General features: G+C 61.4%; 2 protein-coding genes and 1 pseudogene. 1 reads left to right on the forward strand and 2 read right to left on the reverse strand.

The window, feature by feature from the left end; all coding sequences use genetic code 11:
* Positions 1-168: 168 nt before the first annotated feature.
* A complete protein-coding gene (gene ykgO / locus EN994_RS30880; protein WP_006203764.1) occupies positions 169-294 on the reverse strand; it encodes a type B 50S ribosomal protein L36 in 126 nt (41 codons plus the stop codon).
* Positions 295-534: 240 nt separating this feature from the next.
* Between ykgO and EN994_RS30885 the strand changes: the two are divergent.
* Positions 535-958, forward strand: a pseudogene (locus EN994_RS30885) (lysozyme inhibitor LprI family protein).
* Positions 959-964: 6 nt separating this feature from the next.
* Here the strand turns inward: EN994_RS30885 and EN994_RS30890 are convergent.
* Positions 965-1507: ATP-grasp domain-containing protein (locus tag EN994_RS30890; RefSeq protein ID WP_127308120.1), on the reverse strand; the 543-nt coding region annotated here is incomplete at its 5' end.

Here is a 1507-nt window from a genome sequence, read left to right on the forward strand (position 1 = left end):
CCATAAATGACGCCGGAAACAAGCAGAGATGTCAAAAATGCAAAAGGAATCCGCATCGCCGGACTCTAGTCCCGGGCGAGAGAACGTCAAACTGAATTTGGCGTGAAAAGGCCGGCAGACGGCGACAAGCATCAAATGGGCGGAGGCGACAGCCTCCTGCCCGAAAACTCAGCCCTGACGTGCCTTGTAGCGCGGGGCGGTCTTGTTGATGATGTAGATGCGGCCCTTGCGGCGAACCAGCTGGTTGTCGCGGTGACGCGCCTTCAGCGCCTTGAGCGAATTCTTGATCTTCATGGTCTTGCCTGTCGGTGTGGACCCGGTTGGGTCGAAATTTTAAGGCGCGCCAGAAGACGCGCCTTTGAACTGTGGGTGGCTCATAAACGAGGAGCCTTGTCCCTGTCAACCGCAAGCGTGCTCCATAGCGGCTGTGAATCATCCCTGTCATCAATTATCCGCCATGTCTGCCTTGCGGCATTGCGCGGCCCTGGGCCGGCTGGGATGATGCGGTCGCCGTGAAATGATTTGGAGACGACTATGCGCCGGATGTTCCTGGCCGCCTGCCTTGTCCTGCTGGCGGCAGCTTCGGTTGCGCGCGCGCAGGAATGCGACCGCAGCGACGACAGCCAGCAAATGATGAACATCTGTGCCGGCGAGGATTACCAGGCGGCCGACGCCAGGCTCAACACGGCCTATCAGAACCTCACCAGCTCGGACGATGCCAACGGCAAGAGATTGCTGCAGGTGGCGCAACGCGCCTGGATCACTTTTCGCGATGCCGAGTGCGCGCATTCCACCGCCGCCAGCGAAGGCGGATCGATCCATTCGATGGAAGTTTCGCAATGCCTGACCCAGATTGACCAATGACCGCGTCAAGCAGCTCGCTGCCGCGGCCAATTGCGAGGAAGGCGATGGGAGTTGCGCCAATACAGGGCAGGACGAGAGCGACGACGCGCAGTAGGCAACCTTATGAGGCGCGACGTCTGATCCGAGTGAAATGACCCATCTTGCGGCCGGGCCGCGCTTCGGTCTTGCCGTAGAGATGCAGCATCAGATCGGGCTCGGCGAGAAGCTCCGGGACGCGCAGCACATCGTCGCCGATCAGGTTTTCCATCACGCAGTCGGAATGGCGGTCCGGGCCGCCGAGCGGCAGGCCGGCGATGGCGCGGATATGCTGCTCGAACTGCGAAACGACACAGGCGGCTTCCGTCCAATGGCCGGAATTGTGCACGCGCGGCGCGATCTCGTTGGCCAGCAGCGAGCCATCGGCCAGCACGAAGAACTCGACGCCGATGACACCGACATAGTCGAGCGCCGCAAGGATCTTCGATGCGGCCGTTCGGGCTGCTTGCGCCGTCTCCGGCATAATGGCGGCCGGCAAGGTCGATGTGTGGAGAATGCCGTTGCGATGGATATTCTCGGCTGGATCGTAGGCGACAACCGCACCGTCCAGCCCACGCGCCGCGATCACCGATATCTCGCGCTCGAACGGCACGAAGGACTCCAGAAT

Origin of the sequence: Mesorhizobium sp. M7A.F.Ca.CA.002.09.1.1 (assembly GCF_003998555.1) — a bacterium.
GTDB lineage: Bacteria > Pseudomonadota > Alphaproteobacteria > Rhizobiales > Rhizobiaceae > Mesorhizobium > Mesorhizobium ciceri.

Excerpts from the sequence above, each read along its gene's own strand:
- ykgO (WP_006203764.1), bottom strand. The coding sequence starts at position 294 with ATGAAGATCAAGAATTCGCTCAAGGCGCTGAAGGCGCGTCACCGCGAC.